The sequence below is a fragment of the Streptomyces sp. NPDC057654 genome, from assembly GCF_042800135.1.
Lineage (GTDB): Bacteria > Actinomycetota > Actinomycetes > Streptomycetales > Streptomycetaceae > Streptomyces.
On sequence record NZ_JBHVHQ010000872.1, the window covers coordinates 1 to 3,575 of the forward strand.

General features: G+C 70.3%; 1 protein-coding gene and 1 pseudogene. One reads left to right on the forward strand and one right to left on the reverse strand.

What is annotated here, in order from left to right; genetic code table 11:
- Positions 1 to 117: 117 nt before the first annotated feature.
- Positions 118 to 2,403 (reverse strand): FdhF/YdeP family oxidoreductase, encoded by a 2,286-nt coding sequence (locus tag ACFU99_RS37495; RefSeq protein WP_384401304.1) that lies wholly within the window; start codon positions 2,401 to 2,403, stop codon positions 118 to 120.
- Between the two features lie 413 nt (positions 2,404 to 2,816).
- On the opposite strand from ACFU99_RS37495, the pseudogene ACFU99_RS37500 reads away from it, so the two are divergent.
- Positions 2,817 to 3,575, forward strand: a pseudogene (locus tag ACFU99_RS37500) (molybdopterin molybdenumtransferase MoeA); the annotation flags it as partial.

Consider the following 3,575-nt stretch of genomic DNA (forward strand, 5'->3'; position numbering starts at 1 on the left):
TTGCGCCCGGCAACACCGGCACTGGCGGGATTCTGGCAACGTTTGCCCGATGTTGCCGGGCCGTGGCAACGGCGGTTCGCCACAAGGTCGGTTGGCGTTCCGCGGCAGGGGAGGACGTCAGGCGGCGACGGGCTCCAGCCGGACCACGACGCCCTTCGACGTGGGGCAGTTGCTGATGTCCGCGACGCTGTCCAGCGGCACCAGGACGTTGGTCTCCGGGTAGTACGCGGCGGCGGAGCCCCGGCTGGCGGGGTACGCGACGACCGTGAAGCCCTCCGCGCGGCGCTCCTTCCCGTCGTGCCAGACGCTCACCAGGTCCACCGTGCCGCGGTCGGCGATGCCCAGGGCGTCGAGGTCGGCGGGGTTGACCATCACGACCCGGCGGGCGTTGTGGATGCCGCGGTAACGGTCGTTCGGCGCGTACCAGATGGTGTTCCACTGGTCGTGCGAGCGCAGCGTCTGGAGCAGCAGATGCCCCTCGGGGACATGCGGCATCGTGAAGTCGTTGCGGGTGAAGACGGCCTTGCCGCTCGGGGTGGGGAAGACGCCCTGGTTCGGCGGGTTGGGCAGCCGGAAGCCGCCGGGCACGGCCACCCGGGCGTTGAAGTCCTCGAATCCCGGCACGACGCGGGAGATCCGGTCGCGAATCGTGCCGTAATCCGCCTCGAATTCCTTCCAGGGGATGTGCGGCATATCGCCGAGGGTCTTGCGCGCCAGCCGACTGACGATGGCGACCTCGCTGAGCAGATGCGGGGAGGCGGGCGGCAGCTTTCCGCGGGAGGCGTGGACTTCGCTCATGGAGTCCTCGACGGTGATGAACTGCTCGCCCGTGACCTGGAAATCCCGGTCGCTGCGGCCCAGCGTGGGCAGGATGAGGGCCGTGTCACCGCAGACGGTGTGCGAGCGGTTGAGCTTGGTGGAGACGTGCGCGGTGAGCCGGCACCCCCGCATCGCCTCCTCGGTGACCGCGCTGTCGGGCGTGGCCCGTACGAAATTGCCGGCGACGCCGAGGAAGAGCTTCGCGCGCCCCTCGTACATCGCGCGGATACCGTTCACCGCGTCCAGGCCGTGCCGCGTGGGCGGCGTGAAACCGAACTCGCCCTCCAGGGCGTCGAGGAACTTCTGCGGCATCCGCTCCCACACGCCCATCGTGCGGTCGCCCTGCACATTGCTGTGGCCGCGCACCGGGCACGCACCCGCGCCGGGCTTTCCGATATTGCCGCGCAGCATCAGGAAGTTGACGACCTCGCGGATGGTGGGGACGCCGTGCTTGTGCTGGGTGAGGCCCATCGCCCAGCACACGATGATCCGCTCGCTCTTCAGGACCCGCTCGTGGACCTCCTCGATCTCCTCGCGGGACAGCCCGGTCGCCTCCAGGATGTGCTCCCAGGAGATCTCGCGCGCGTGCTCGGTGAACGCGTCGAAGCCGGTGGTGTTCCGGTCGATGAAGGACCGGTCGAGCACGGCGCCCGGCGCGGCGTCCTCGGCTTCGAGCAGCAGCAGGTTCAGCGCCTGGAACAGGGCGAGGTCGCCCCCTGCGCGGATGTGCAGGAACTGGTCGGCGATCTGCGTGCCGCGCCCGACGATCCCGCGCGGCCGCTGCGGGTGCTTGAACCGGTTCAGCCCGGCCTCGGGCAGCGTGTTGACCGCGACGATCCGGCCGCCGTTGCGCTTGGTCTCCTCCAGCGCCGACAGCATCCGGGGATGGTTGGTGCCCGGATTCTGCCCCACGACGAAGATCAGGTCGGAGTTGTGGATGTCGTCCAGCGAGACGGTGCCCTTGCCGGTGCCCAGCGTCTCCGACATCGCGCTGCCGCTCGACTCGTGGCACATGTTCGAGCAGTCCGGCAGGTTGTTCGTGCCGTACGCGCGGGCGAAGAGCTGGAGCAGGAACGCGGCCTCGTTGTTGAGCCGGCCGGACACGTAGAACAGCGCCTCGTCGGGGGAGTCCAGCGCCTTCAGCTCCCCGGCGAGCAGATCCAGCGCCTCGTCCCAGCCGATCGGCTCGTAGTGCGTCCCGCCGGGCCGCTTGACCATCGGCTCGGTCAGCCGGCCCTGCTGGTTGAGCCAGTAGTCGGACTTGCCGTCCAGCTCGGCGATCGAGTGCTCGCGGAAGAACTCCGGGGTGACGCGCCGCGAGGTGGCCTCGTCGTTGATGTGCTTCGCGCCGTTCTCGCAGTACTCGTTCATGTGCCGCTTGCCCGGCGCGGGCTCCGGCCAGGCGCAGCCGGGGCAGTCGATGCCCTTGGCCTGGTTGATGTTCAGCAGCGTCAAGGCGGTGCGCCGCGGCGACGTCTGGCTCAGGGAGTACTCCAGCGCGTGCGCCACCGCGGGCACGCCCGTCGCCCAGGTCTTGGGCGGGGTGACCTTCAGGTCGTCGCTCGGGTCCTCGTTGCCGCTCATGATCTGGTCCGCCTCGTTTCCCTGTTCACCGGCCGGGATCGTGCGCCGAATCCGGGTGCGGGCCGCCCTCGCGTACGCGTGTGGGCCGCCCCGCGGATATTCGGCTCCCAGTGCGGAAGTCAGCTTCCACCGGTCGCCGGGAAAATGTCAAAGAGGCTTCTTGAATGACGTCATAGACGGGGCTTATCAAGCGGCTTTTCCGGCCTGTGTGCCGCATGGGCAGGGCGCTGCTGGTACGGTCGAACGAGTCCTGGCGCGGCACGAAAGCCGCCGTCGATCGACTGATCGGCAATTCAAGAAATCGGCACTGAATTCCTCATTCGGATTCCTTATGGGGATTCCTTGTTCGGATTCCTTCGGCAAGGTTGTCCGTGCATCAGGGATAAGTTATGGGTGAGCCGGACAGGGAGCGTATGACCGTGTCAGTTACGAGCATGCCGGAGGCCGCGACCCGGCGCTCCGCCGCGACGTGGGAAGCGGCCAGGTCCATCGCTCGGGACTGCGCCGTACGGCCGCTCCCGGCCGTCGTCCGCGAGCTCTCCGCATCGCTCGGCCACGCCCTCGCCGAGCCGCTGACGGCGCTCACCGATCTGCCGTCGTTCGACACCTCCGCGATGGACGGCTGGGCCGTGGCCGGGCCGGGCCCGTGGCGGCTGAGCGGCGGCGGCGTACTGGCCGGCACCCGGCCCGAGCCGCTGCGCGACGGTACGGCCGTGCCCATCGCCACCGGCGCCCCGCTGCCGACGGGAGCGAGCGCCGTCCTGCGCCGGGAGCACGGGGAGGCCGACGAACAGGGCGGGCTGCTGTTCGACCGTTCCGCCGGCTCCGGCTCCGGCCCCGCACCCCTGGCCCCCGGCCGCGACATCCGGCCCCGCGGCCAGGAGTGCCGGGCGGGTGAGCCGCTGCTCCCCTCCGGTACGACCGTGACCGCGTCCGTCCTGGGGCTGGCGGCGGCCGCCGGTTACGACCGGCTGACCGTGCACCGCCGCCCCGCCGTCGAACTGCTGCTCCTCGGCGACGAGTTGCTGGAATCCGGACTGCCGCACAGCGGCCGGGTCCGCGACGCGCTCGGCCCCCTCCTGCCGCCGTGGCTGCGCGCATGCGGCGCGCGAGTGACCGAACGCCGCCGCGTCTCGGACGACTTCGGGCTGCTGCGGGAAGCGGTGCGCGAC